This is a genomic window from Pseudomonas sp. MF06569 (assembly GCF_059862735.1).
The window spans coordinates 23,884-49,654 of the sequence record NZ_JCBCUZ010000003.1 but is presented as its reverse complement, the minus strand read 5'-3'; the positions used below and the strand labels follow the sequence as shown (position 1 = coordinate 49,654).

At 58.4% G+C, this 25,771-nt stretch carries 26 protein-coding genes; 10 read left to right on the top strand and 16 right to left on the bottom strand.

The window, feature by feature from the left end; genetic code table 11:
• Positions 1 to 59: 59 nt before the first annotated feature.
• From AC19YQ_RS04255 to AC19YQ_RS04225, 7 genes are all read left to right on the top strand, one after another.
• On the top strand, positions 60 to 2,423 hold the full coding sequence (locus AC19YQ_RS04255; RefSeq protein ID WP_339473674.1) for a beta-galactosidase: 2,364 nt from the start codon (positions 60 to 62) through the stop codon (positions 2,421 to 2,423).
• A gap of 111 nt (positions 2,424 to 2,534) precedes the next feature.
• Positions 2,535 to 3,680, top strand: coding sequence for a serine hydrolase domain-containing protein (locus AC19YQ_RS04250; RefSeq protein ID WP_326398386.1), 1,146 nt, complete (start codon positions 2,535 to 2,537; stop codon positions 3,678 to 3,680).
• A 207-nt stretch (positions 3,681 to 3,887) separates the two neighbouring features.
• On the top strand, positions 3,888 to 5,033 hold the full coding sequence (locus AC19YQ_RS04245; protein ID WP_339473923.1) for a serine hydrolase domain-containing protein: 1,146 nt from the start codon (positions 3,888 to 3,890) through the stop codon (positions 5,031 to 5,033).
• 108 nt (positions 5,034 to 5,141) lie between these two features.
• Complete coding sequence (locus AC19YQ_RS04240; RefSeq protein WP_500594651.1) at positions 5,142 to 6,305, top strand: OmpA family protein; 1,164 nt, start codon at positions 5,142 to 5,144, stop codon at positions 6,303 to 6,305.
• A gap of 23 nt (positions 6,306 to 6,328) precedes the next feature.
• Positions 6,329 to 6,976, top strand: coding sequence for a pyridoxamine 5'-phosphate oxidase (pdxH, locus tag AC19YQ_RS04235; RefSeq protein ID WP_500594650.1), 648 nt, complete (start codon positions 6,329 to 6,331; stop codon positions 6,974 to 6,976).
• A 27-nt stretch (positions 6,977 to 7,003) separates the two neighbouring features.
• Positions 7,004 to 7,165 carry a hypothetical protein gene (locus tag AC19YQ_RS04230; RefSeq protein WP_339473680.1) on the top strand — a complete coding sequence of 54 codons (162 nt, stop codon included), beginning with the start codon at positions 7,004 to 7,006 and terminating at the stop codon, positions 7,163 to 7,165.
• Positions 7,166 to 7,169: 4 nt separating this feature from the next.
• Positions 7,170 to 7,634: an outer membrane lipoprotein gene (locus AC19YQ_RS04225; protein WP_133075861.1), complete on the top strand. Its 465-nt coding sequence runs from the start codon at positions 7,170 to 7,172 to the stop codon at positions 7,632 to 7,634.
• A 75-nt stretch (positions 7,635 to 7,709) separates the two neighbouring features.
• Here AC19YQ_RS04225 and AC19YQ_RS04220 read toward each other — a convergent pair whose 3' ends face one another.
• Positions 7,710 to 8,309 carry a hypothetical protein gene (locus tag AC19YQ_RS04220; RefSeq protein ID WP_500594649.1) on the bottom strand — a complete coding sequence of 200 codons (600 nt, stop codon included), beginning with the start codon at positions 8,307 to 8,309 and terminating at the stop codon, positions 7,710 to 7,712.
• 95 nt (positions 8,310 to 8,404) lie between these two features.
• Positions 8,405 to 9,586, bottom strand: a complete 1,182-nt coding sequence (nhaA, locus tag AC19YQ_RS04215) for a Na+/H+ antiporter NhaA (RefSeq protein WP_339473684.1) — start codon at positions 9,584 to 9,586, stop codon at positions 8,405 to 8,407.
• A 249-nt stretch (positions 9,587 to 9,835) separates the two neighbouring features.
• Between nhaA and AC19YQ_RS04210 the strand changes: the two genes are divergently transcribed.
• Positions 9,836 to 10,930 carry a PLP-dependent cysteine synthase family protein gene (locus AC19YQ_RS04210; RefSeq protein ID WP_326425473.1) on the top strand — a complete coding sequence of 365 codons (1,095 nt, stop codon included), beginning with the start codon at positions 9,836 to 9,838 and terminating at the stop codon, positions 10,928 to 10,930.
• A 48-nt stretch (positions 10,931 to 10,978) separates the two neighbouring features.
• Here the strand turns inward: AC19YQ_RS04210 and AC19YQ_RS04205 are convergent, their stop codons facing one another.
• From AC19YQ_RS04205 to AC19YQ_RS04195, 3 genes are all read right to left on the bottom strand, one after another.
• Positions 10,979 to 12,589, bottom strand: coding sequence for an NAD(P)/FAD-dependent oxidoreductase (locus tag AC19YQ_RS04205; protein ID WP_133075857.1), 1,611 nt, complete (start codon positions 12,587 to 12,589; stop codon positions 10,979 to 10,981).
• A gap of 90 nt (positions 12,590 to 12,679) precedes the next feature.
• Positions 12,680 to 13,351 (bottom strand): COG3650 family protein, encoded by a 672-nt coding sequence (locus tag AC19YQ_RS04200; protein WP_500594648.1) that lies wholly within the window; start codon positions 13,349 to 13,351, stop codon positions 12,680 to 12,682.
• Positions 13,352 to 13,521: 170 nt separating this feature from the next.
• The gene (locus tag AC19YQ_RS04195) at positions 13,522 to 14,121 is read right to left on the bottom strand and encodes a short chain dehydrogenase (RefSeq protein WP_133075855.1); all 600 of its coding nucleotides are present in this window, start codon (positions 14,119 to 14,121) and stop codon (positions 13,522 to 13,524) included.
• 104 nt (positions 14,122 to 14,225) lie between these two features.
• Between AC19YQ_RS04195 and AC19YQ_RS04190 the strand changes: the two genes are divergently transcribed.
• A complete protein-coding gene (locus tag AC19YQ_RS04190; protein ID WP_500594647.1) occupies positions 14,226 to 15,134 on the top strand; it encodes a LysR family transcriptional regulator in 909 nt (302 codons plus the stop codon).
• Here AC19YQ_RS04190 and AC19YQ_RS04185 read toward each other — a convergent pair.
• The 10 genes from AC19YQ_RS04185 to AC19YQ_RS04140 all read right to left on the bottom strand — a co-directional run bounded on the left by AC19YQ_RS04185 (position 15,083) and on the right by AC19YQ_RS04140 (position 23,178).
• On the bottom strand, positions 15,083 to 15,622 hold the full coding sequence (locus tag AC19YQ_RS04185) for a DoxX family protein (RefSeq protein ID WP_500594646.1): 540 nt from the start codon (positions 15,620 to 15,622) through the stop codon (positions 15,083 to 15,085). The genes AC19YQ_RS04190 and AC19YQ_RS04185 overlap by 52 nt on opposite strands.
• A complete protein-coding gene (locus tag AC19YQ_RS04180; protein ID WP_500594645.1) occupies positions 15,619 to 16,392 on the bottom strand; it encodes an HvfC/BufC N-terminal domain-containing protein in 774 nt (257 codons plus the stop codon). The genes AC19YQ_RS04185 and AC19YQ_RS04180 overlap by 4 nt, the downstream gene beginning before the upstream one ends.
• Positions 16,389 to 17,270: an MNIO family bufferin maturase gene (gene bufB, locus AC19YQ_RS04175; protein ID WP_500594644.1), complete on the bottom strand. Its 882-nt coding sequence runs from the start codon at positions 17,268 to 17,270 to the stop codon at positions 16,389 to 16,391. Before bufB ends, AC19YQ_RS04180 begins: the two co-directional genes overlap by 4 nt.
• A gap of 18 nt (positions 17,271 to 17,288) precedes the next feature.
• A complete protein-coding gene (locus AC19YQ_RS04170; protein WP_339473696.1) occupies positions 17,289 to 17,591 on the bottom strand; it encodes a BufA1 family periplasmic bufferin-type metallophore in 303 nt (100 codons plus the stop codon).
• Between the two features lie 203 nt (positions 17,592 to 17,794).
• Positions 17,795 to 18,496, bottom strand: coding sequence for an ABC transporter ATP-binding protein (locus tag AC19YQ_RS04165; RefSeq protein ID WP_339473698.1), 702 nt, complete (start codon positions 18,494 to 18,496; stop codon positions 17,795 to 17,797).
• Between the two features lies 1 nt (position 18,497).
• The gene (livG, locus tag AC19YQ_RS04160; RefSeq protein ID WP_133075848.1) at positions 18,498 to 19,265 is read right to left on the bottom strand and encodes a high-affinity branched-chain amino acid ABC transporter ATP-binding protein LivG; all 768 of its coding nucleotides are present in this window, start codon (positions 19,263 to 19,265) and stop codon (positions 18,498 to 18,500) included.
• Positions 19,262 to 20,518 (bottom strand): high-affinity branched-chain amino acid ABC transporter permease LivM, encoded by a 1,257-nt coding sequence (locus AC19YQ_RS04155; RefSeq protein ID WP_339473700.1) that lies wholly within the window; start codon positions 20,516 to 20,518, stop codon positions 19,262 to 19,264. Before AC19YQ_RS04155 ends, livG begins: the two co-directional genes overlap by 4 nt.
• On the bottom strand, positions 20,515 to 21,438 hold the full coding sequence (gene livH / locus AC19YQ_RS04150; protein ID WP_339473702.1) for a high-affinity branched-chain amino acid ABC transporter permease LivH: 924 nt from the start codon (positions 21,436 to 21,438) through the stop codon (positions 20,515 to 20,517). Before livH ends, AC19YQ_RS04155 begins: the two co-directional genes overlap by 4 nt.
• Positions 21,439 to 21,687: 249 nt before the next feature.
• Positions 21,688 to 22,815, bottom strand: coding sequence for a branched-chain amino acid ABC transporter substrate-binding protein (locus AC19YQ_RS04145; RefSeq protein ID WP_339473927.1), 1,128 nt, complete (start codon positions 22,813 to 22,815; stop codon positions 21,688 to 21,690).
• Between the two features lie 228 nt (positions 22,816 to 23,043).
• A complete protein-coding gene (locus AC19YQ_RS04140) occupies positions 23,044 to 23,178 on the bottom strand; it encodes a hypothetical protein (RefSeq protein WP_257622696.1) in 135 nt (44 codons plus the stop codon).
• On the opposite strand from AC19YQ_RS04140, the gene AC19YQ_RS04135 reads away from it, so the two are divergent.
• Complete coding sequence (locus tag AC19YQ_RS04135) at positions 23,177 to 23,482, top strand: DUF2288 domain-containing protein (protein ID WP_133075845.1); 306 nt, start codon at positions 23,177 to 23,179, stop codon at positions 23,480 to 23,482. The two genes, AC19YQ_RS04140 and AC19YQ_RS04135, sit on opposite strands and share 2 nt — an antisense overlap.
• A gap of 156 nt (positions 23,483 to 23,638) precedes the next feature.
• Here the strand turns inward: AC19YQ_RS04135 and AC19YQ_RS04130 are convergent, their stop codons facing one another.
• Positions 23,639 to 25,651, bottom strand: a complete 2,013-nt coding sequence (locus tag AC19YQ_RS04130; RefSeq protein WP_500594642.1) for a putative bifunctional diguanylate cyclase/phosphodiesterase — start codon at positions 25,649 to 25,651, stop codon at positions 23,639 to 23,641.
• Positions 25,652 to 25,771 lie beyond the last annotated feature (120 nt).

Below are 25,771 nucleotides of genomic sequence, written 5' to 3'. Positions count from 1 at the left end.
GCTTTGACCTTCACCACCTCACAGGCCGGTTTTCGGCCGTTTGGGAGAGCCAGATCCATATGATTCGCCGTTCGCTGTCTGCTGTTTTTGCGTTGCTGGTTACGACCCCGCTGTTGGCGGCGCCTGCCGGTCAACAAACCCTGTTCAATTTCGTTCGTCCGGCCGATGTGGTGCAAGTGGCGACTACGGATGCGAGCTTGCCGCAATACAATGCGGAGCAAACGGCGGAAGGCGAAGTGCTGCGCCGCGTGATCTTTAACCCGGCCGCCGCGCCGAGCCTGCGTTTGACCCCGCAAACCGGAGTATGGGACTGGTCCCAGTCGGGGATGATGACCCTGCGCATCCAGAACGCGATGAACTGGGCGCTGACCCTGGACGTGACCGTGCAGAGCAGTAACGGCCAAACCCTGACCAGCCGTGTCGAACTGCCAGCAGGCCCGGCGCAGACCCTGCTGTTGCCATTGAAGGCCAATTCGCCTCGCAGCCAGGGCATGCGAGCCGGCCCGCCAATGCCGATGACAGTCGATGGCCAGCGCATCTTGCTGGCCGCCAGCACGGGTGACATCGATCTGAGCCAAGTGGTCTCGGTGAGCCTGTCGATCCCGCAACCGGCTGCTGCGCAAAGCATTCTGCTGGAGCGCTTCGGGGTGCAGGACGGCGAGGGCGTGATCAAAGCTGTTTATGGCTCGATCGTCGATGGCTACGGCCAGTCGACCCGTGCCAAATGGCCGGAGCGTGTGGCTAACGACGAGCAGCTCAAGGCGGCGGCAGCCAAGGAACAGCAACAACTCAAGGGCTGGCTGGCCGGACGTGCCGACCAGGATAAATATGGTGGCTGGCTCAAGGGCCCAGGGTTTGAGGCGACCGGTTTTTTCCGCACCGAGAAACGCAACGGACGCTGGAACCTGATCACCCCCGAAGGTCATCCCTTTTACTCCCTGGGCCTGAACGCCGTGACGGCCAACGACAGCCAGACCTACGTCGCAGGCCGTGAGTGGATGTTCACCGACTTGCCCAAGGACGGCGCTGCGCTGGCCAGCTATTACGGTACCGCGGACAACAACAGCGGCAATGCGTCCACTCAGGGCAGGGGCTTCAACGCCGGTCGCTGGTACAACTTCTACGGTGCCAACCTGCAACGGATCTACGGCGAACCTTGCCCACCGGTAAAAGCCGAGCTAAAAACCGAGCCGGGCAGCGCCCCCGCCATTCCTTGTGCGCCTGAGGCCTTCGATGCCAAGCGCTGGCAAACCCATACCCTGGATCGACTGCAAGCCTGGGGTTTCAACACCATCGGCAACTGGAGCGACCCGCAGTTGGGCCTCAATGATCGCGTGCCGTATACCTTGCCGCTGTCGATTGTGGGTGACTACACCAGCATCAGTACCGGCACCGACTGGTGGGGCGGCATGCCCGACCCGTTCGACCCGCGCTTTGCAATGGCCACCGAGCGCGCCGTGGCCATTGCTGCCCGTGACCATCGCGACGACCCGTGGTTGATCGGCTATTTCGCCGACAACGAACTGGCGTGGGCAGGCCCGGGTGATGATCCGAAATCCCGTTATGCGTTAGCCCTCGGCACGCTGCGCATGACCACCGACGCACCGGCCAAGCGCGCATTCCTCAAGCAATTGCGGGATAAGTACCGCAACCAGCAGGGCCTGTCCAAGGCCTGGGGTGTGGATATTCCGGCGTGGGAACTCATGGAAGACCCGGGCTTCGAGGCGCCTTTGCCTAACGCCGAACACCCGGAAATCGAAGCCGACTACCAATATTTCCAGAAAGTCTTCGCCGACACCTACTTCAAGACCATTGCTGACTCGCTGAAATGGCATGCCCCCAATCACTTGCTGCTGGGCGGGCGGTTCGCCGTCAGCACGCCAGAGGCCGTGGCATCCTGCGCCAAGTACTGCGATGTGCTGAGTTTCAACCTCTACACCCTGCAACCGCAGGACGGTTACGACTTTGCCAAGCTGCGCGAACTGGACAAACCGGTGATGATCACCGAGTTCAACTTTGGCTCCCGTGACCGCGGCCCGTTCTGGGGCGGCGTCACCGAAGTGGCCAACGAAGAGGCTCGCGGTCCGGCCTACAGCAAGTTCCTCAAACAGGCCGTGGCTGAGCCATCGATTGTCGGTGTGCACTGGTTCCAGTACCTGGACCAGCCGGTAACCGGTCGCCTGCTGGATGGCGAGAACGGTCACTTCGGCATGATCGGTATCACCGATTTGCCGTTTACCGGATTTGTCGACAGCGTACGCAAGTCCAACCTGCAAGCCCTCGACCAGTTGGGCCAGGAAGCGGCCAAAGCCCGGGCCGAGGAAGAAAAAGCCGCCAAGGCCCCCGTGCATGCAACTGACGACGGGAGCGGCGGACGCTCTGGCACAGGGCATGCGGGCGGTCATTCCGGCAAAGGTCACTGAGAGGTCAAACCCGATGGGCGGCGAAGTATTTCGTCGCCCTGAAGGGTTTCTGCCTGTTCAATTCCCACTTTAAAACTAAGGTCCTTCACTCAACTGAATGGAGTCTTGGTCATGGAAGCTAAAGGGAAGTGTGCAAGTGGATTTGAGGCCGTTCAGCAAGCCTTCGAGGCGATCTTTGACGATCCGCAGGAACGTGGGGCAGGACTCTGTGTGCAGGTCGGTGGCGAGACGGTTGTCGATCTGTGGGCGGGTGTGGCGGACTTGGAGGGTCACAAGCCCTGGCGTCACGACACGCTGGTCAACACCTATTGCTGCATCAAGCCTTTCACCGCCATCGCGGCGCTGATGCTGGTCGAGGAGGGCAAGCTGGAGCTGGATCAGACGGTTGCCCACTATTGGCCGGAATTTTCCCAGGGCGGTAAAGGGCGCATCACATTGCGCCAGGTGCTGTGCCATACCTCGGGCATCCCCGCGCTGCGTTTGCCTAACCGCACGCCCATCATGTACGACTGGGATGCCATGGCCGAGGTCGTGGCAGCGGAGCCGCTGTGGTGGGAGCCCGGGACCGATGTAGGCTACGGCGCCACCACGTATGGCTGGATCGTTGGCGAATTGATTCGCCGGGCCGACGGGCGAGACCCCTGCAGGTTTATTCGTGAACGGATTTCTGAGCCCAATGCTTTGGAAGTGCATATGGGCGTTGATTCGGAGCACTTTCATCGCATTGCTGCTTTTGAGCGCGCTGAAGGGAGAACGGGCGATAACTACGCGCAAGACCTGCGCACCGTGATGGTCAGCGAGCCCGAGCATGTCGCGACCCTTGCCTTTACTAACCCCTCCAATGCGTCGAGGCAAACGTCGGACCCCCGCTGGTGGGCTTATCGCCATCCCGGTGTGAATGGCCACGGCACCGCTCATGGCCTGGCCGGGTTTTACAGTGCGTTGATGGGGGGGCGGCTGGTGGGGCCTGAACTGCTTGAAGAATTCACCCGCGAGCACAGTAACGATATAGACCGCACCCTGCTGCGGCCCATGCGCTATGGCCTGGGCTGCATGATGGAACAACCGGCCGATCCGGGAGCGTCACATCGCATGGGGCCAAAGGCTTTCGGCCATGTGGGGCTGGGTGGGCCGATATCCTTTGCCGACCCTGAGCGGGATGTAAGCTTTGGTTTCGTGACCACCACCATGGGCAGTCATGTGCTGATGGACCCGCGCGTGCAAAAACTGGCGCCTTTGGTCTACGCGGCGCTTTAGGCCGGGTTGACGATGTGTAGCCTCTGCCTTGTGCAGCGGCTACAAGCGTTCTATTTCACAAAAAATCCACTTTGGCGCTGATACTTTCAGCGCCGATTCAATAACGCCCAAAAATTGTGCGTCCAGAGCGCGTTGCTCTGTTTCAAAATCCTACCGGTGCTGGAACAATGCACGCCTTGTAGAGCCATGCAGATCCAGGAGGTGCGGGTGCAGATTCAGGGTTTTCACGACCTTAAGTTCGAAGCAGTACGCGAGGCGTTTGCTGATCTTTTCAATGATCCGCAAGAGCGCGGTGCGGCACTGTGCATCCAGATCGGTGGCGAAACGGTACTTGACGTGTGGGCCGGTACGGCTGACAAGGACGCAGAGCAACCGTGGCACACAGACACCATTGCCAATCTGTTTTCGTGCACCAAAACCTTTACGGCTGTCACCGCGCTGCAACTGGTGGAAGAGGGCAAGCTGGAACTCGATGTGCCCGTTGCCCGTTACTGGCCTGAGTTTGCGGCAGCGGGTAAAGAATCCATCACGTTGCGCCAGCTACTGAGCCATCGGGCCGGTTTGCCGGCGTTGCGTGAATTGATGCCGCCAACGGCATTGTATGAATGGCAGACCATGGTCGATGCGCTGGCCGCTGAAGCGCCCTGGTGGACGCCAGGCGAAGGCCACGGCTATGCCGCGATCACCTATGGCTGGCTGGTGGGCGAGTTGATTCGCCGTGCCGACGGCCGCAGTGCGGGCCAGTCGATCATGGCGCGAACGGCCAGGCCGCTTGGGCTGGACTTTCATGTCGGGCTGGCGGATGAAGAGTTTTACCGGGTGGCCCATATCGCCCGCAGCAAGGGGACGATGGGGGATGCGGCGGCGCAGCGTCTGTTGAAGGCGATGATGAACGAGCCCACCTCCATGAGCACACGGGCATTCACCAATCCGCCGTCGATCATGACCAGTACCAATAAGCCCGAATGGCGCCGGATGGAACAGCCAGCGGCCAATGGGCACGGTAACGCCCGCAGCCTGGCCGGGTTCTACAGCGGTCTGCTCGATGGCAGCCTGCTTGAAGCCGAAATGTTCGAGCAACTGACCCGCGAGCACAGCCTGGGCGAGGATAAAACCTTGCGCACCCAGACCCGTCTTGGATTGGGTTGCATGCTGGATCAGCCGAGCGTGCCTAACGCGACCTTCGGTTTAGGGCCCAAAGCCTTTGGCCATCCAGGTGCTGGCGGTTCGATTGGCTTTGCCGACCCGGATTGTGAAGTGGCCTTTGGTTTTGTGACCAACACACTGGGGCCTTATGTTTTGATGGACCCAAGGGCTCAAAAGCTGGTCAAAGTCCTGGCGACGTGTATCTAGTCGGGTATTTGTAGGCCGTAGGTCGGAACCCTGTAGCTTTTATGAGTGCAACGTTTTTTTATGTAGGCTTATTGCCTCTTTATTCCTAATTCATTGTGTGGATATTCAATGTCATCTAATAAGACCCTAGCTCTGGCTCTCTGCCTGGCCATTACCGGTTGCGCACAAACTCCACAGAATGACGCCGAAGGTGGCCATAAGTGGTGGCAGTTGGGCTCATCCGACCAGGCGTCGACGCCTGCCGATAAAGGCACCAGTGCTGCGGCCAAACCGGCTGACGCCAAAGTAACGCCACCCGTAGCCAAAACTGCAGCTCCCGCTGCCAAGGCTCCGACGCCAGCACCGGCTGCCAAAACACCCGCTCCAGCTGCCGTTGCCAAAGACAGTGGCTCCAGCTGGTGGCCATTCGGTTCTGACTCCGCCAAGAAAGACGCCCCGGTTGAAAAGGAAAAAGTGGCAGCCGTTGTCGCACCTGCTGGCGCGTCAACCTCTACCAAGAATTGGTGGTGGCCGTTCGGTGGCGATGACAAAGCGTCCAAAACTGCCCCGGTTGGCGTGATCCCGATGCCAGACCCGAAAATCACTCAAGCCTGGCTGGATGAATACGAGCCGCGCCTGCGTGTCGCGATCAAGGACACCAACCTGCAACTGGAACGCCGTGAAAACCTGCTGATCATCGTGGCTTCGGCTGACAGCTCGTTCAAGGCGACCCGTCCTGACTTGCTGATGCCGTCGATGCTGGGCCCGTTCACTCGCGTGGCCAAAGTCGTTGAAGGCGATCCAAAAACTGCCGTGTTGGTGTTGGGACATGCGGACTCTGCAGGCGCTATGGCCGCCAATACCCGTTTGAGCCTGGATCGCGCCAAGTCAGTGGCCGCCATCTTCCGCATGAGCGGTTTGCAAGGTAACCGCCTGACTCTGCGTGGCATGGGTTCTGTGATGCCGCGCGCAGCCAACGACAGCAATGAAGGTCGTGCGTTGAACCGTCGGGTTGAAATCCTGATGACGCCGCAAGCCACGATGGTCGCGCTGGTCAGCAAATACAGCCAGCCAGCCTTGTCGCCCGCTGAACTGGTTGCTGTGCAGCCTGCAGTTCCACCTTCTGTAGCCAAGAAGAACGCAGCGGCACCGGCCAAGAAAGGCGTTGTAGCCAAGAAGGCGGCACCGGCCAAAAAAGCAGTGAAGCCAGCGCCAGCCAAGAAGCCGGTCGTGGCTAAAGCCAAAGCGGCTGCGGACAAGAAAGTTGCCGCCAACGATGAGACCAAGAACTGATTGATTCAGGGAAGGATTGCGGCATGACTCAAGCATTGGCAGATATGCGACGTGATTACACCCGTGACGGGCTGGCCGAGGCTCAAGCCCCGGCCGAGCCCTTCACGCTGTTTCATCAGTGGTTCACCGACGCGGTCAAAACCGAACAGCCACCGGTCGAGGCGAATGCCATGACCCTGGCCACCGTCGATGCCGAAGGGCGTCCGCATTGCCGTGTGCTTTTGCTCAAAGGTCTGGATGAACAGGGGTTTACCTTTTTCACCAATTACACCAGCGCCAAAGGCCAGCAACTCGCTGAGCGGCCGTTCGCGGCCATGACTTTTTTCTGGCCAACCCTGGAGCGTCAAGTGCGCATCGAGGGGCAAGTGGTCAAGGTCACGCCCCAAGAGTCCGATGCCTATTATCAGGTTCGACCTCTGGGCAGCCGGATCGGAGCCTGGGCCTCGCCGCAAAGCCAGGTGATTGCGGATCGTGACGAGCTGGTCGGTTTGCTCAAGGCCACCGAGGCGCGGTTCAGCGACACCCAGCCCCATTGCCCCGAGCACTGGGGCGGCTACCGGTTGTTGCCCCAGCGCATTGAGTTCTGGCAGGGGCGGCCAAGCCGTCTGCATGATCGCCTTAACTATCGGCGTGAAGGGACTGAGTGGGCTCGAGAGCGCCTGGCGCCTTAAAGACGTTACTTGCGAGGGTGGCGCGCAATGCAAGATGATTATTTCGCGCTACTCTTTGCTGAAGTTTTGAAACGGCTAAACGGTTCTGTTTTTACTGTACAGACGCTGAATAAAGCCTTTTTACCCGCGCTGTACCGTGACAGGTCCCCGGCTGCGGAGTTTAATGAATCCCTGATCTTTTGGAGTTGATCCTATGCGTAAGTCTGTTCTGTTGGTTGCCGCTTTTTCTACCATGACTGTCTTGTTGGGCGGCTGCACCTCCAACCTGACCGGCGATACCTACTCCCGTGACGAAGCTCGACGTGTACAGACCGTTCGTATGGGCACCATCGTTGCCTTGCGTCCGGTGCAGATCGAAGGCACCAAGACTCCGATCGGCGCTGCAACCGGCGCTATCGTGGGCGGTGTGGGCGGCAGCGCCATCGGCGGTGGCCGTGGCAGCATCGTGACAGCTGTTATCGGCGCAGTAGCCGGTGGCCTGCTGGGTTCTGCGGCCGAATCGGGCCTGACCAAGACCCAGGGCGTAGAAATCACCGTACGTGAAGACGACGGCAGCACCCGTGCCTATGTGCAGCAGGTTGAGCCGAACCAGGTGTTCCGTACCGGTGAGCGCGTGCGCATCATGACCGTTGATGGCACCAGCCGCGTTACCCAGTAAATCGGGCGGCAGCGCTAAAACAAAACCCCGGCCAGTGCGAACTGGCCGGGGTTTTTTCATGTCCGCTGATTCAGCTCAGGACGAGTGCCTGAAGGCCTGGTCGGCCCCCGACAGCGTTATGGCGATGTGATCCAGCAAGTGTTCTGCCGTGTACTTGGGCATGGCGTCGAACGCCAGCACCACTGCCAGGCCCATCATCAGCGCTGGCCGTGGAACCTTGCTGAGGTTGTATTGCTTGACGCTAAACAAAAACACACACGCGGCAACCGAACCTATCAGTGCGCCTGCGATAGCCTCCGGCAATGGGTGAATGGTGTGGGCAACGTAATGGATGGCAAACCACCAGGTCGCCACTAAGCCGGCCCCCAGTACTGGCCAGCGCAAACGTTGATCGAGCTGTTGGCACAGCAGATTCAGCATCACGGTGAAAACCAGGCAAGCGTTCATCGCGTGTCCGCTGAAGACGGCAATGCCCAGGTCATGCAGGCCAATGCCCCAGCCCTTGAACAGGATCTTGCTCGCGCCCACGATGAGGTAGGCACACACCAGCACGCCCAACCATAGACACGCGATTTTTTTCGACGCGCCAACCCATAACCAGGCAGCAATGACCAACGCTGCCGGGAACATCACGGTGATGCCCGCGTATTGCACAATCTGAAATTTATCGACCACGTTTCCCTCTTTTGGCGGTTCAGTCGCGACAAAGGCAACGCAGGTGATCTGCGTTGCCTTTGTCCGGGCCAGCCCGCTCCCGCATTAAAGCAGGGTCACGCTAATGATTGTTTGCGGCTGAAGAACAGTGTGACGGCATAGCCGATCAGCGCCGCCAGGATGGAGCCGGTCAGGATGCCCATGCGGTCCATGCCCACATACTCGCTACTGCCTGCTACGAACGCCAGTGACCCCACGAACAGGCTCATGGTGAAGCCGATGCCGCACAGGATGGCGACGCCCAGCACCTGGCCCCAGTTGGCCCCAGCGGGCAGGGATGCCATGCCGGTCTTGATGGCGATCCAGGTCAAGCCGAACACGCCCACGGTCTTACCGATCAGCAAGCCCGCCGCAATGCCCATCGGCACGTGACTGACGAAACTGTGCAGGCTGACACCCGCCAGCGATACACCGGCATTGGCGAAGGCAAACAACGGCAGGATCGCGTAAGCCACCCACGGATGCAGTGCATGCTCAATGGTCATCAATGGTGACGGTTCTGAGTTCTTGGTCCGCAGCGGGATACAGAACGCCAGCGTTACACCCGCCAGCGTGGCATGCACACCACTTTTGAGCACGCACACCCAGAGGATCAGGCCGATGATCATATAAGGCGCAACTTTGATCACGCCCATGCGGTTCATCGCAATCAGGGCAATCAGGCATGCCGCTGCCAGCAGCAGCGACAGGCCGGACAGTTCGCTGGAGTAGAACACCGCGATCACGATGATCGCCCCCAGATCGTCGATGATCGCCAGGGTCATCAGGAACAGCTTGAGAGACACCGGTACGCGTTTGCCGAGCAAGGCCAGCACGCCGAGGGCGAAGGCGATGTCAGTGGCCATGGGGATCGCCCAGCCGCCCAGCGCGTCGGGGTAGTCTTTGTTGATGTACCAGTAAATCAGCGCAGGCACGACCATCCCGCCGATGGCCGCGGCCCCCGGCAGCACCACTTGCGAGGGCTTGGACAGCTGGCCTTCGAGCAGTTCGCGCTTGACCTCGAGGCCGATCAGCAGAAAGAACAAGGCCATCAGGCCATCGTTGATCCACAGCAGCGAAGGCTTGGCAATTTGCAGGGCGCCGATTTGTACCGCTACCGGCACGTCCAGAAAGGCCGTGTAGTAATGGGAAAGCGGTGAGTTATTGATGATCAAAGCCAGAGCGGCCGCGGCAATCAACAGCAGACCGCTGGCAGCTTCCAACTGAAAGAAACGAGTGAAAGTACTACGCAGAGGCAAGGTCGCTCTCCATCGATTAAGTAAAAGGTGCGACACCCTAACCTGTGGGGTTAGGGGTTAAAACAAAAACTATATTCTTTTTTGTTATAAGCAGGGGTTTGCTCTCGCATCGCCAAAGAGCCTAGCAGTTGTGTGTCAAATTGAGACGGTTCTGTGCCTGTGGCGACTGTAGGAAATGCCTTAGGATTGGTCGTTGCACACCGTACGCACATGCTGTGCTTTCCCTTTTGCTATCACGAGCCACCCTCCATGAACCAAGACCGCCAGTGGGCACGCGAAGCCATTCGTACGATTGAAGCAGACTTTCAGCGCTGTGCTGACACCCATCTGATTCCTGTGTCGCTGCCGGGTTTTGCGGGTATCGAGTTGTACTTCAAGGACGAGTCAAGTCACCCGACGGGCAGCCTCAAGCACCGTCTGGCGAGGTCACTGTTTTTATATGCGTTGTGTAATGGCTGGCTAAAGGCCGGCTCACCGGTGATCGAAGCGTCCAGCGGTTCGACGGCAGTGTCTGAAGCCTATTTCGCCCGATTGCTGGGTTTGCCCTTTATTGCCGTGATGCCTGCCAGCACCTCGCCTGCCAAGATCGAGCAAATAGCCTTTTATGGTGGCCAAAGCCATTTGGTGGAGGACCCTACCCGGATACATGCCGAGTCCGAGCGGCTGGCCCGGGAAACCGGTGGCCATTTCATGGACCAGTTCACCTATGCCGAGCGGGCTACGGACTGGCGAGCGAACAACAACATCGCCGAGTCGATCTTCCAGCAACTGCGTTATGAACGTCACCCGGAGCCGAGTTGGTTGATCTCCAGCCCGGGCACGGGCGGTACGACCGCAACCCTGGGGCGCTATGTCCGATATCGCCAGCACAACACCCGCGTGCTGTGTGCCGACGCCGAACGTTCGGTGTTCTTCGACTTTTACCTGAGCGGTGATGCCAGTTTGCGACTGGACTGCGGCTCGCGCATTGAGGGTATCGGCAGGCCCAGGGTCGAGGCCTCATTTTTGCCGAAGGTGATCGACGCGATGGTCAAGGTCCCGGATGCCTTGTCCCTGGCTGCAATGCACTACTTGGCGCAGCGCATGGGGCGACGGGTCGGAGGATCGAGCGGGACGAATCTGATTGGCGCATTGATCGCGGCGCAGCAGATGGTTGCCAACGGTGAAAGCGGCTCGATTGTGGCGATTTTGTGTGATGGCGGTGAGCGGTATGCCACGACCTACTACGATGCGCAGTGGCTCAAAGCTCAGGGTTATGAACTGGACGCGTTGATCGGTGCAGTCAAAGCCTGCGTGGAGCAGGGCGCTGCGTTGCCTGAAGGGGTGTTGCGGGCAGGGCTCTGATGCGGGGTTTGTAGGAGCGAGCAAGCTCGCTCCTACTGCGTCAAAAACCTACGCTTCGATACCCAGAATGTCGCGAGCGACAGCCTCGGCAATCCGGATGCCGTCGACACCGGCCGACAGAATGCCACCTGCATAGCCTGCGCCTTCGCCTGCCGGGAACAGGCCCTTGACGTTGAGGCTTTGCATCGACGCATCACGGGTCATGCGCAGAGGCGACGAGGTACGGGTTTCGATCCCGGTCAGAATCGCATCATGCATCGAGAAACCCTTGATCTGTTTCTCGAACGCCGGCAAGGCTTCACGGATGGCTTCAATGGCGTAGTCCGGCAAGGCCAGGGCCAGATCACCCAGGGACACACCCGGTTTGTAGGACGGCTCGACGCTGCCCAGGGCCGATGAAGGTTTGCCTGCAATAAAGTCACCCACCAGTTGCGCCGGTGCTTCGTAATTGCTGCCACCCAACACGTAGGCGTGGGCTTCCAGGCGTTCCTGCAGTTCGATACCGGCCAATGGCCCACCTGGATAGTCCTCAGGTGTGATGCCGACCACGATGCCCGAGTTGGCGTTGCGTTCGTTACGTGAGTACTGGCTCATACCGTTGGTCACAACACGACCCGGCTCGCTGGTAGCCGCAACCACGGTGCCGCCTGGGCACATGCAGAAGCTGTAGACCGAACGGCCGTTTTTGGCGTGGTGTACCAGTTTGTAGTCGGCGGCGCCCAGTTTCGGGTGGCCCGCGTACTTGCCCAGGCGTGCGCTGTCGATCAACGACTGCGGGTGTTCGATCCGGAAACCTACCGAGAACGGTTTGGCTTCCATGTACACGCCACGACCGTGGAGCATGCGGAACGTGTCACGTGCGCTGTGGCCCAGGGCCAGGATCACGTGGCGCGAGTTCAGCTGTTCGCCGTCGGCCAGTACCACGCCGGTCAACTGGCCGTCGTCGATCAGGACGTCAGTCACACGCTGTTGAAAACGGACTTCACCGCCCAGCGCGATGATCTGCTGGCGCATGTTTTCGACGACACCGGTCAGACGGAACGTACCGATATGCGGCTTGCTGACGTAGAGGATCTCGTCCGGGGCACCGGCTTTGACAAACTCGTGCAACACTTTACGGCCGTGGTGCTTGGGATCCTTGATCTGGCTGTAAAGCTTGCCGTCCGAGAACGTGCCCGCGCCGCCTTCACCAAACTGTACGTTGGACTCGGGGTTGAGTACGTTTTTACGCCACAGGCCCCAGGTGTCCTTGGTGCGCTGGCGAACTTCGGTGCCGCGCTCAAGAATGATCGGCTTGAAGCCCATCTGTGCCAGCAGCAAGCCGGCGAAAATACCGCACGGGCCAAAACCCACCACAATCGGGCGCTGGCTCAAGTCTTGTGGGGCCTGGCCGACGACTTTGTAGCTGACGTCTGGCGCTGGATTGACGTTACGGTCGTCCGCGAACTTGGCCAACAGCGGCGCTTCATCGCGCACGCTCAGGTCGATGGTGTAGATGAAGCACAATTCGGACGATTTTTTACGCGCATCGTAGCTGCGCTTGAACAAGGTGAAATCGAGCAGGTCATCACTTTCGATGCCCAGGCGCTGCAGGATGGCAGGGCGCAGGTCTTCTTCGGGATGGTCGATCGGCAGCTTGAGTTCGGTAATTCGTAACATGACAGTGTCCAGTATCGGGGGGCCAGGTAAACCCTGGCAGAACCGCCAATTGTAAGCTGCTTCGGGGCACTATGCGGCAACAGTTGTCGGTTAGTCGTTGCGTGCGCCACCAAAATAGCCACAGCCGCGCTGGACCTGACCGTTGATCCGCAGCTCTGCACCCAGATGCTGCACGCTGCCGTCGACACTGTCGGTGCAACGTTGTGGGGCAACCCACAGCTCTATGCGTTGATTGTTGGCTTCAGTGGACAGCGAAAAACGACCGTCACCGATCTGTTCTTCAACATAAGGCAGTGCCAGGTCCGGCTGGCCTTCGCGTTTAAGCACCATGCCCTTGCCGCCGGCCTGTACTTCCCATGCCGGGCCATTGCCGTTGGCGTGTACGGTCAGTTGCTTGAAGTTAAGGTCCTGGCAGGCGTTGCTGTTGCGTTCCAGGCGATAGAGCTGTTGCACCTGGACTTCACCGTCCGCACCGGGGGTTTTGCTGGCGACAAAACTGCCGCGAATATCGGCGAACAACTTGCCCGGTTTATTGGGCATGTAAGAAGCGTCCTGCACCAGGGTGGTGTTGTCGCCGTCGCGCACTTCATAGCGCTGCTGGCCGACGCACGGTTGGAACACCAACTGATCACCGGATGAAACCAGCTCACCTTGCAGGCGGGTCAGGCCGGCGGTGGTGTCAGCTGGCTTGCTGTTGAGCAGTTGGCAGCCCGCAAACAGGGGCAGCAGGGCAAACAAAACTACGGGACGAACAGCGCGCATCGTTGGGACTCCTGACTAGAGCCGCCACGTTACTCAGGCTGGCGGTGCATCACAAGAGGTTCACATTCTGTAGTCGCTGCCGCAGGCTGCGATCAGGCCTGCGGTGATTTCGAGAAAACGGGTTGCGGAGCAACCCTTCGCAGCCTGCGGCAGCGACTACAGAACTCGGCTCAACCCACGATGTAGGTTTGCCCGGTTTGCAGGCCTTCGACACTTTTTGCGTAGGCCAGAGCCACGTCGGCGCCTGCCACCGGCTTGAAACCGCGGAAGTACGGCGCGTACTTGCCCATCGCCTCTTCCAGTACCGTAGGGCTCACCGAGTTAACCCGCAGCCCCCGTGGCAGCTCGATGGCAGCCGCTTTTACAAAGCCGTCGAGTGCTGCGTTGACCAGTGCCGCCGAACTGCCCGTGCGAATCGGTTCGCGATTGATGACACCGCTGGTGAAGGTGAACGAGGCGCCATCGTTGGCAAACTCGCGACCAATCAGCAGCAGATTGACTTGCCCCATCAACTTGTCCTGCAGGCCCAGGGCGAAGTCGCTTTCGCTCATGTCTTCCAGTGCGGCGAACTTGACGTTGCCAGCGGCACAGACCAGCGCGTCGAAGCGTCCGGTCTGTTCGAACAGGTTGCGGATCGATGAACTGTCGCTGATATCGACCTGAAAATCGCCGCTATTGCGGCCAATACGCACGATCTCGTGGCGCGACGACAGCTCGCGATCAATGGCTGAACCAATGGTGCCGTTAGCGCCGATCAACAGGATTTTCATGGGGTGTTCCTTGCAGGAAGAGGTGAGTGCTTAGTCTAGTGGTGGTTTTTTAGCGGGATAAGCGCACTAATAGGCAACCTTTGGTTTTCATATGGAAACAATCCATGAGCGAAATGGATGACTTGGCGGCGTTCGCGGTGTTGATCGACGCGGGGAGTTTTACCTTGGCCGCCCAGCAACTGGGTTGCAGCAAAGGGCAATTGTCCAAGCGCATCAGCCTCTTGGAGGCTCAGTTTGCGGTGGTGTTGCTGCACCGCACCACACGGCGTTTGAGCCTGACGGCTGCTGGCGCAGCGTTACTGCCCCAGGCCCGGGCATTGGTCGTGCAAGTGGAGCGGGCGCGTCAGGCATTAGCCCGACTCAAAGACGATATGGCAGGCCCGGTGCGTATGACCGTGCCCGTATCCTTGGGCGAAACATTTTTTGATTCGCTGCTGATGGAATTTTCCCGCGAATACCCCCAGGTGCAGATTGAGCTGGAACTCAACAACAGCTACCGCGACATGGCGCGGGAGGGCTTCGATCTGGCGATCCGTTCTCAGGTCGCCAATAACGAGCGACTGGTGGCAAAACTGGTGCTCAACTGGCAGGAGATCACCTGTGCGAGCCCGGCCTACCTTGAGCAATACGGCGAGCCAGTCACCCCGCAGCAACTGGTCGAGCACCGTTGCCTGCTCAACAGTCACTACAGCGGCCGCGAAGAGTGGCAGTACCACCTCCAGCATGAACTGCACCGTGTGCGGGTCTCGGGGCCGTTTGCCAGCAATCACTACAGCTTGCTGAAAAAAGCCGCGGTGATCGGTGCCGGCATCGCCCGCCTGCCTTCATACATGCTCAATGCCGAACTGGCCGATGGACGATTGCGCGCGTTGCTGCGTGACTATCAGACACGCAGTAACCCCATGTACCTGGTTCACCCCTATCAGGGCGGTTTGCCGAAGCGCACGCAGGTTTTGGCGGATTACCTTGCAGGCTGGTTCCGGCGCAGTGGTGAGGCCATTGACTCGCGGTAACGAAAACGTCTGGCGATCAGGTGATCAATCGACAACGCACCGGGGCCTCTGGCCATCAGGTACAACAGAATCGCGATCCATGTCCCGTGAGTGGGGTAGGCGTCCGGGTACACGAATAACTGAATGGTCAGCGTCATCCCCAGCAGTGCCAGTGCCGAAAAACGGGTGGCAAGCCCCAGCAGGATCAGCAGCGGGAAGACGTGTTCACTGAAAGCTGCTGCGTACGCGGCAATGTCCGGGGGCAGCAGCGGGAGTTTGTACTCCGTACTGAACAAGTACACCGCAGAGTCGGCCAAGTGTGGGGTATTGAGTTCAAAGGTGCCGTTCACCAGGTCGATCGCCAAGCCCTCGACTTTGGTCTGGCCGGACTTCCAGAACACCGCAGCGATAGAAAACCGTGCGACAAAGGCTATCAGCGTGTGGGGAATGCGTTGCATCAGTCCGATTAAACGGCGTATCTGGCATGTGGGCGTTGCATGGGTGTTCATGGCGAAACCTCTGCGGTGGGGTGTAGGCCGGTGATGGCGTCATGGGTGATCAGCAGCGCCAGGGCCTGGCCCAGATCAAAATCAGGGGCGGCTTCCAGAGCCTGGCAAGCGGCCAGTTCCAGGGTCCGGCCTTCCTTGAGCCCGTCCACGAACGCTGCACACCCGCAGCCGACCGCGAACACTTCCACCCGTAATCCGTTGCGTAGCACCACGGCGCTTTGTGGCTGGTGCGGGTCAAGGCCCTGGATTTGGCCCTGGTGTTGATGTGCGGTCCATAGAGCAGCTATGGCGTAGGGTGAATCCAGGCTTGCGACGCCGGGATGCAGTTGCAGGCACAGCTGGCCCAGGCTGTCGGGGTTGTTGAGCGCGCGGATCAATAAGTGCGGGTCCACTGCGCAGGCGTCTGCGGCGTGAAAGGCCTGGACGCACAACCGTTCCAGTCGTGCGACATCCGCCAGGTAAGGCACGCTGCTGGCAGGTGCGAAACCCTCGACAAAATCTGCGAACTGGACGCCATAGGTGCTCATTACAGGGCTTTTGGGCGGGAACTCTTGAATAAAAGCCCGCGCCATTGCCTGAAAGAATACGTCGCCAACCAGCTGCGAAACGACCGGGTAGCTCGTGGCCAGTGCGTTGATCAGGCCACTGTGGACATTGTTGCGATAAACCGCATAACGACGCTCAATGTCGCCGTTATGGCAGGAAATACCTTGCGGGTAAGGCGTGTCAGGATCGAGCAGCGCTGCGCTGAAAGCCTCTTGCATATTCATGGTCGCACCTGTGTGCTGCTCAGGTAGTGCTCGGCAAGTTGTGCTTCCTTGACGAGTTCGGCGAGTGCAGGCAGATGGTTGTCGCGCTCGATCAGGGTGGCCATTGGGCCCGTCCGCTCCAGTGCTTGTCGGTACAGCGTCCACACGGCTTGATCGACGGGTGATCCGTGGTTGTCGATAAGCAGTCGCTCGCCAAGGCTGTCGGACTCTTCGGCAAAACCTGCCAGATGAATCTCTCCAACGCCCCGCAGTGGCAATGCATCGAGGTAGGCCAGGGGATCACGGGCGTGGTTGATGCAGGACACGTACAGGTTGTTAACGTCCAGCAATAGGCCACAACCACTGCGGGTGATGACTTCGTGGATGAAGTCGGCCTCGTCGTAATGGGCCTCGTCGAACTCAATATAGGTGGCGGGGTTTTCCAGCAGGATCTGGCGCTGCAAGAGGTTCTGGACCTGATCAATGTGCGCGCATACCCGAGTCAGCGTGGCGGTGTCATAACGCAAAGGCAGCAGGTCGTTCAAAAAATACGGCCCGTGGGAAGACCATGCCAGATGTTCGGAAAACATCTGGGGCCGGTAGCGGTCGAGCAATGTGCTCAAGCGTTGCAAATGTTCGGGATTGAGCGGACTTTGGCCCCCGATCGACAGACCGACGCCGTGAATCGACAGGGGATACTGTTCGCAAATCAGGCTCAGGTAGTGGTGGAACGGACCTCCGGCAACCATGTAGTTTTCGGCGTGTACTTCAAAGAACCCGACGTCAGGTCGGGTGGCAAGTACATCCTGGAAATGTTCGGCCTTGAGCCCCAGCCCCGCACGCGGCGGGAGCTGGGGCGCACGAGGCGCGATGAGCGAAGCAAGCGGGCTGTGCATCATCAGCACTCAGTGTGCGAATCAGGATTTGGCTTTGTAGGCAGCCATTTGGCCAAAGCCGGTAGGCGAGGTGCTGCTGGAGGTTGTTTCGCAGGTGCCTTTTGGTACGAGCTTCCAGGCATTGGCCTGATTGTCTACCTTGGCGGTTCCTGCACAGGTAGTGCCTGCCCCTGCGGCGCAATCGTTATGGCCTTTCATGGCAACCCCGAAGCACTTCTCCATATCGCCAGCAGCCTGAGCGGGCAGGGCGGCGATGCTCAGGGCGGAACCCAGAGCAAGTGCCAGTGCAGCGGCGGACAGGGTGCGGGTAGTTTTGCTGTTCATGGTGATTCTCCAGATCCCGGTAGCGATTGCTGCCGGCTTACCCAACTAGAGAAACGAGGGGGGCAGTTGTTACAACGCACCTGAATTATTTTTTGGTTTTTAACTGCAACCTCCCCCCGTTCCTGCGGCAGCTGCTACAGAAAGCCCGGTAGGGGGCAATAAAAAACGGCCCCGAAGGGCCGTTTTTTGTGTCGCAGGCAGCATTAGCCACCCAGATAGGCGTCACGCACTTTTGGATCGTTGAGCAGTTGCTCGCCGGTGCCTTGCATGACCACCCGGCCGTTTTCCAGCACGTAGGCGCGGTCAGCGATTTTGAGCGCCTGGTTGGCGTTTTGCTCCACCAGAAACACCGTTACACCCTCATCACGCAGCTGTTCGATGATGTCGAAAATCTGTTGAATGATGATCGGGGCCAACCCTAGCGATGGTTCATCCAGCAACAGCAGCTTGGGCTTGCTCATCAGCGCACGGCCAATGGCGAGCATTTGCTGCTCACCACCGGACATGGTGCCACCCCGCTGTGTGAAACGTTCTTTCAGGCGCGGGAACAAGTGCAGAACCTTATCCATTTGCTCTTCGTATTCCTGCTTCTCGGTAAAGAATCCGCCCATGGCGAGGTTCTCTTCCACAGTCAAACGAGCAAACACCCGGCGCCCTTCAGGTACAACAGCGATGCTTTTGCGCATGATCTGCGCCGAGCTCAACCCCACCAGTTCCTCGCCCAGATAACGAATGCTGCCGCTGTGGGCTTGCGGGGAACCGCACAAGGTCATCATCAGGGTCGATTTGCCAGCACCGTTGGCGCCGATCAGGGTGACGATCTCGCCCTGGCGCACTTCAACGTTGACGCCGTGCAGGGCCTGGATCTTGCCGTAAAAGGTCGAAACGTTTTCAAATTGCAGCATTTTACGCTTCCCCCAAATAGGCTTTGATCACTTCAGGGTTGTCGCGGATCTGTTCCGGCGTCCCGTCAGCCAAAGGCGTGCCCTGGTTGATCACCACGATATGGTCGGAAATGCTCATGACCAGTTTCATGTCGTGCTCAATCAACAGCACGGTAGCGTTGTGCTCATTGCGCAAAACGCTGATCAGCGCTTTGAGGTCTTCGGTTTCCTTGGGGTTCAGCCCTGCCGCCGGTTCGTCGAGCATGAGGATGCGCGGGCGCGTCATCATGCAGCGGGCGATTTCCAGGCGTCGTTGCTGGCCGTATGCCAGGGTGCCCGCCGGGCGGTTGGCGAACTCGGTCAGGTTGACCTTGTCCAGCCAGTACGCGGCGTAATCCAGGGCCTCACGTTCGCTTTTACGGAATGAAGGGGTTTTGAACAGGCCCGACAGAAAGTTGGTGTTGAGGTGGCGATGCTGGGCAATCAGCAGGTTCTCAACGGCTGTCATGTCTTTGAACAGACGCACGTTCTGGAAGGTACGAACCACGCCTTTGCGCGCGATTTCATGACCCGGCAGGCCTTCAATCGACTCACCATCGAGCACGATGCTACCGGCAGACGGCTTGTAGAAACCGGTCAGGCAGTTGAAGACCGTGGTCTTGCCGGCACCGTTAGGGCCGATCATCGACACAACCTGTTTTTCCTTGACGGTCAGGGCCACGCCATTCACCGCCAACAAGCCGCCAAAGCGCATGCTCAGGCCGCTGACTTTCAGTAACTCGCGGCTCATTTTCGCAGCTCCAGGTGAGGACGTTGCATGGGCAGAAGACCTTGCGGGCGCCAGATCATCATCAGCACCATCAGTGCTCCGAACAGCAGCATCCGGTATTCGCTGAATTCACGCATCATCTCTGGCAGCAGGATCATCACCACGGCTGCCAGGATCACGCCCAGTTGCGAGCCCATGCCACCCAGTACCACGATGGCCAGAATGATCGCCGACTCAAGGAAGGTGAACGACTCAGGCGTCACCAGGCCCTGGCGTGCAGCAAAGAAGCTGCCGGCGAAACCTGCGAAGGTAGCGCCCAGGGTGAAGGCGGAGAGCTTGATCACGGTCGGGTTCAGGCCCAGAGCGCGGCAGGCGATTTCGTCTTCACGCAGTGCTTCCCATGCGCGACCGATTGGCATGCGCAGCAGGCGGTTGATCACGAACAGCACCAGCAGGACCAGCACCAACGCGATCAGGTACAAGAAAATGACCTTGTTGATCGAGTTGTAGGCAATGCCAAAGTACTCGTGAAAGGTTTGCATGCCTTCGGCAGCGGTTCTGTCGAAGCTGAGGCCGAACAACGTTGGTTTCGGGATGTTGCTGATACCGTTGGGGCCGCCAGTGAGGTCGGTCAGGTTACGCAGGAACAGACGGATGATTTCACCGAAGCCCAGGGTCACGATGGCCAGATAGTCACCGCGTAAACGCAGCACCGGGAAACCGAGCAGGAAGCCAAAGGTAGCGGCCATCAACCCGGCCAGCGGCAGGCAGATCCAGAAGCTCAGGCCGAAGTAATGGGCGAGCAGCGCGTAGGTGTAGGCACCCACGGCATAGAACCCGACATAACCCAGGTCAAGCAGACCGGCCAGCCCGACCACGATGTTCAGGCCCAGGCCGAGCATCACGTAGATCAGGATCAGCGTGGCAATGTCCACGGCACCGCGCGAACCATAGAAAGGCCAGATCAGGGCAACCACGACCAGACCGAGAATGATCCAGCGCTGGGTGCTGGGCAGGGTCAGGAAGTTGGTGGCCTTGACAGGCACTTTTGGCAGGCTGGGAGAGTTCTTCCAGGCCGAGGTCAGTTGCTGGTTGAACAACACGCGCACAAACATCAGCAAGGAGCAGATCGCGATCACGCTCAGGGTAAAGGTGCTGGTGTTGTGAACTTCGATGTTGATCCCGACGATAGTCAGTTTCAGGCCGAGTACCGGGTAGGCGACGGCCCAGACCAACAAGGCGCTGAAGAGCGCCGACTTAAGATTCCTAGTCATACTTTTTCAATCTCCGGACGCCCCAGAATGCCGGTCGGACGGAACAGCAGCACCAGCACCAGCAAGCCAAAAGCCACTACGTCTTTGTACTGGTCGCCGAAGATATCGGCACCAAAGGCTTCAGCTACACCGAGTACCAGGCCACCGAGCATCGCGCCAGGAATGCTGCCAATACCGCCCAATACCGCAGCGGTGAAGGCTTTAAGGCCCACCAGGAATCCTGCGTTAGGGTTGATTACGCCGTACTGGACACTGATCAACACCGCCGCAACGGCTGCCAGGGCAGCACCGATCACGAAGGTCAGCGCAATGACGTTGTTGGTATTGATACCCAGCAGGTTGGCCATTTTCATGTCTTCGGCACAGGCGCGGCAGGCGCGGCCCATGCGTGAGCGAGAGATGAACATAGTTAGGCCAAGCATTGCGAGGAAGGTGACGACGAAAACCACGATTTGCATGTAGGAGACGATAACTTCACTAGCGCCTCCAGGACCAAAGGTGAAGCCGCCGGGGATCAGGTTAGGGATCGATTTGTCTTTTGAGTCCTGTGCCAGTAGTACGGTGTTTTGCAGGAAGATCGACATGCCGATGGCAGAAATCAACGGGATAAGGCGGTTACTGCCGCGCAAAGGACGGTAGGCAACCCGCTCGATGCTGTAGCCGTAGGCGCTGGTGACCACGATGCTGGCGATAAACGCGGCAGTCAGCAGGAGTGGCACGCTGTCCAGACCCATCATGGTCAAGCCTGCGATGGCGATGAACGCAATATAGGAACCAATCATGTACACCTCGCCGTGGGCGAAGTTGATCATTCCAATAATGCCGTAAACCATCGTGTAGCCGATGGCGATCAGGGCATAAGTGCTGCCAACGTTGAGGCCGTTAACCAGCATTTGGAAGAAGTGATAGATGTCAGGCATTACAAAGCTCCTAAAAACCTGAGACGCATTTCACTGGTGGAGTCATTTTCCGGCCCGGGCTGTATGGGTATTCACCCACTTGGAGCACGGGTCTTCTGCCAGCGAACCGCTGGTGACGGTTTTAAAGATTTTCAGGTGGGCAGACTTTCGGATCACGAAAGCGCAGCCCCATTTCCACGAACCAAGGACCCGTAAAACAAAACCCACCGCTTGTGCAGTGGGCTTTGTTGTCAGGTCGGGAACCGACCCTTACTGAGGGCTTACTTCAGTTTTAGGCTTGCCGAAGTGCCATTCGTAAACCACGAACTTGAAATCTTCCACGTCGCCTTTGGCGTCAAATTTCAGGTTGCCGGTTGGGGTTTTGTAAGTGCCTTTGTGGATAGCTTCAGCGACTTTGGTTGGGTCTTCGCTTTTGGCTTGCTCGATACCGCCGGCAATCACTTCAACCGCTGCGTAAGCCGGGAACACGAATGGGCCGGTAGGATCTTGTTTCTTGGCAGCAAAGGCTTCAACCAGAGCCTTGTTGGCCGGGTCGGCGTCGAATGCTTTTGGCAGGGTAACCAGCAGGCCTTCGGAAGCGCCCTGGGCGATTTGCGAGATGGACTCGTTGCCCACGCCTTCTGGGCCCATGAACTTGGCGTTCAGGCCTTTCTCTTTAGCCTGGCGCAGGATCAGACCCAGCTCAGGGTGGTAGCCGCCGTAGTAGACGAAGTCGACATTGGCTTGCTTGAGCTTGGCAATGACAGAGGAGTAGTCTTTTTCGCCAGCGTTGACGCCTTCAAAGACAGCGACCTTGACGCCTTTGTCTTCCAGGGTCTTTTTAACGGCGGAGGCGATGCCTTCACCGTATTGCTGTTTGTCGTGCAATACCGCGACGATTTTCGGTTTCACGTGATCAGCGATGTAGTTACCGGCTGCAGGGCCCTGGGCGCTGTCCAGACCGATGGTACGGAAGATCATTTTGTAACCGCGGGCGGTGATTTCCGGGCCGGTGGCGGCCGGGGTAATCATGATGATGCCTTCGTCTTCGTAAATGTCCGAAGCAGGCTGAGTGGAGCTGGAGCACAGGTGGCCGACTACAAATTTGATGCCGTCATTGACGACTTTGTTGGCCACGGCAACCGCTTGTTTCGGGTCGCAGGCGTCATCGTAGTCAACGGCTTCAAGTTTTTTGCCATCAACACCGCCTTTGGCGTTGATTTGTTCGATGGCCATTTTTGCGCCAGCAAACTGCATGTCGCCGTACTGCGTCAGAGGCCCGGTTTTAGGGCCGGCGATACCGATCTTGATGGTGTCTGCGGCAAATGAATGGCTGGCAAACCCGGCCAAAACCATAGCGGCAAACAGTTTAGTAATCTGCTTCGTAGCCATCTTTATTGGTGCTCCACTCTTCTGTTGTAATTTTTATAGTCCTGGAAGCCAAGGCAGCCGGACCGGGTCTTCTTCTTAGCGAAATGCCCGGTCAATCCCCCCTGCAACTGTACCGGTACAGTGTAGAGCGCCGGTTTAGCGCTTGAATAGCGGGCTGCCGGGGGAATAAACAGGAAATGTCGCTTAAACGTAAGAAAGAGACAGAATAGCGGCGGATTAGGCTGTTGATAGTTATCAGAATGTTGCCAGATCAACGCGGCGGTCCTGTGCCTTCTGCTCTTTCTTCGTTCCTTTGCCTGAAAAACCGGGTTTTTCTACCGGGTGTGCGGCGTTATCATTGCGCCGATTTTTTTTCCCGGTGAAACCCATGAACGAAGAACCTAGCACCCTCTATGCCAAGCTGCTTGGCGAGACCTCAACTATTGAATGGAAAGCCTTGCAGCCCTTCTTCGCCAAAGGTGATTTGCTGTGGGTTGAACCTGAGCTGGACTTGATTGAAGCGGCGCAGGCCGTGACTCAGGATGATGCAGAGAAAGTCGCGGCCTGGATGGCGTCTGGTGTTCTTGGCAAGATGACTGAGGCGCAGGCGCTAGACGTTCTTGAACGTGACCCGCAGCTCTGGGCAGTCGTGGTTTCACCTTGGGTGATGGTCCAGGAAAGGGCGAAAAAATAGCTGTGCGCACCAAGCTGGGGCAATTATTTGCACTGATTTGAAGAGCCCGGAGTGTGTAGCTGAGTAACCCGGCTACAGGTAGTGGCAATTTGCCGTAGAGAAACGCCACAGTTGGTACTGTGGCGTTTTTTTTTGGCCTGCAGGGCAGCTGTGCTGCTACTGGCCGGTGAATACAAATGTGGTGTGGTCAGGTGCGGGCACCGGGCGTTTGTCGAGCTGTTCGAGAGTCTCTTGCAGTGCCTCGAAGGGGACTGGGCGACTGAGCAGATAGCCCTGGATAAAGTCGCAGCCGAACTGTTCAAGAAACTCGAACTGCTGGGTGGTCTCCACACCTTCGGTGACGACTTGCAGGTGCAGGGTGTGGGCCATGAGGATAATGGCCTGGACGATTTCCATGTCCTGGCTGGAGCTCGGTATGTCCTGGATAAACGAACGGTCAATTTTCAAGGTGTTGAGTGGCAGGCGCTTCAGGTAGGCCAGGGATGAATAACCGGTGCCGAAATCATCAATGGACAGTGACACGCCAAGTGCCCGGATCTGTCGCAACAGCTGGGAGGTGCTGCTCAGGTTGCACATCAGGGCGTTTTCCGTGACTTCCAGTTCCAGTCGATGGGCAGCAATGCCTGATGTGCGAAGAGCGCTTTCGATTTCGTCTGCCAGCTCAACCCGCACCAGATTGCGCGCCGAACAATTCACGGCAATCCCCAAATGTGCCCACCCCTGGCGGGAAAGGGCGGCAAGGTCATGACAGGCTTTGCGCAGCACCCAGTGGTCCAGTCCGGCGATTAGCCCGTTGGCCTCGGCGATGTTGATAAAACGGTCAGGACCGAGCAAGCCATGTTCGGGATGCTGCCAGCGCACCAGGGCCTCGAGTTTGGCGACGCGGCCATGCTTGAGGTCAAAGATGGGCTGGTAATGCAGAAGCAGCCCTTTGTCTTCATTGAGCGCGTTACGCAGTTCTTCCTCGATCTGCAGTTCCAGCGAGGCCCGGGTTTTAAGATTAGGGCTAAAAAAGTTCAGGTTGTTACGCCCGCACCCCTTGGACTGATAAAGCGCCAGGTCGGCATGCTTGAGCAGTTCGGCACAGTTTGTACCGTCATCCGGAAACACACTGATGCCAATGCTGGTGGTCATCACCATCTGTCTTCCTGACAGCTCGATGGGCTCTTTGAGTTTGAGCATGATGCGCTGGCCCATGCTTTGCGCTTCTTCGCGGTGGTTCAGGTTGATCAAAATACAGAACTCGTCACCGCCAAAGCGGGCAACGACATCATTGTGGCTGCGGGTTGCATGTTTGATGCGCGCGGCGATGACCTTCAGCAATTCGTCGCCCGCATCGTGGCCCAGGCTGTCATTGATGCGTTTGAAGTGGTCAATGTCGAGGAACATCACGGCCAACTTGCTGGTATTGGCAGTGCATTCAATGAGCTTTTCAGCAAATAGCTGGTTGAAACCACGTCGATTGATCAGGTTGGTCAACGGATCGTAATGGGCCACTTGCTGCAATGACGCGCGCGCCTGGTCGAGTTGACTGAGCAATGCGTTGACCCGCCTCAGGTCGCGTTCCTTGAGTTGCAGCTTTTTGTCGACGATCGCGGCACTGATGCAACTACCAATCAACAACAGGGCAATCAGGGCAGCCACCAGCGCCAGTTGCCAGTTCTTGCTGTCCGTACCTGAATGGCTCACGACCGGGTCGCCCACGGCCGACATGCTGATGAAGTAAGCGCAGAGCAGGGTGCCGGCTGCCGTCATGCACAGGGCAAATTTGGTCAGTTGATGAAACAAACCGCTACGTGAACGCCAGATCGTGATGCGAGTGAAAACGTGCACGATCACCAGGGCCGCGAGCAGGGATATCACTAAGGAGCCAATGGCTATTGCGAGGCTGTAGCGAGATTCAAGAGGGGACTCCAATGCCAGCAGGCAGATGGTGTACATGGCCCATATGCCGGTCGCCAGGCAACCGACACTGATCCATCGCCAAAGGGTCTTGGCAGCGGTTTTTTCTGCATGGGCGCAGCGGTCGAGCAGATCCAGCGTGGCCAGGCAGGCAGTACAGGCGACCAGCCAGGCGACGAATACCAGATAGGGGCTATAGCCGCCGATTAACAGCAGTTGTGCGTTTTCTGAAGGCTCAACCGCAAGTTGCAACCCTAGCCTTTCCATTGCACGCCTCGGCAATCCTGATGTGCTAGTCGAAAGTTGCTAGCTTGGGATCGAGTATAGAGGCTGAATAGAGCGAGGCAGGCGTGATGGCAAAATGATAGCGATCATTTTGTTATTAGG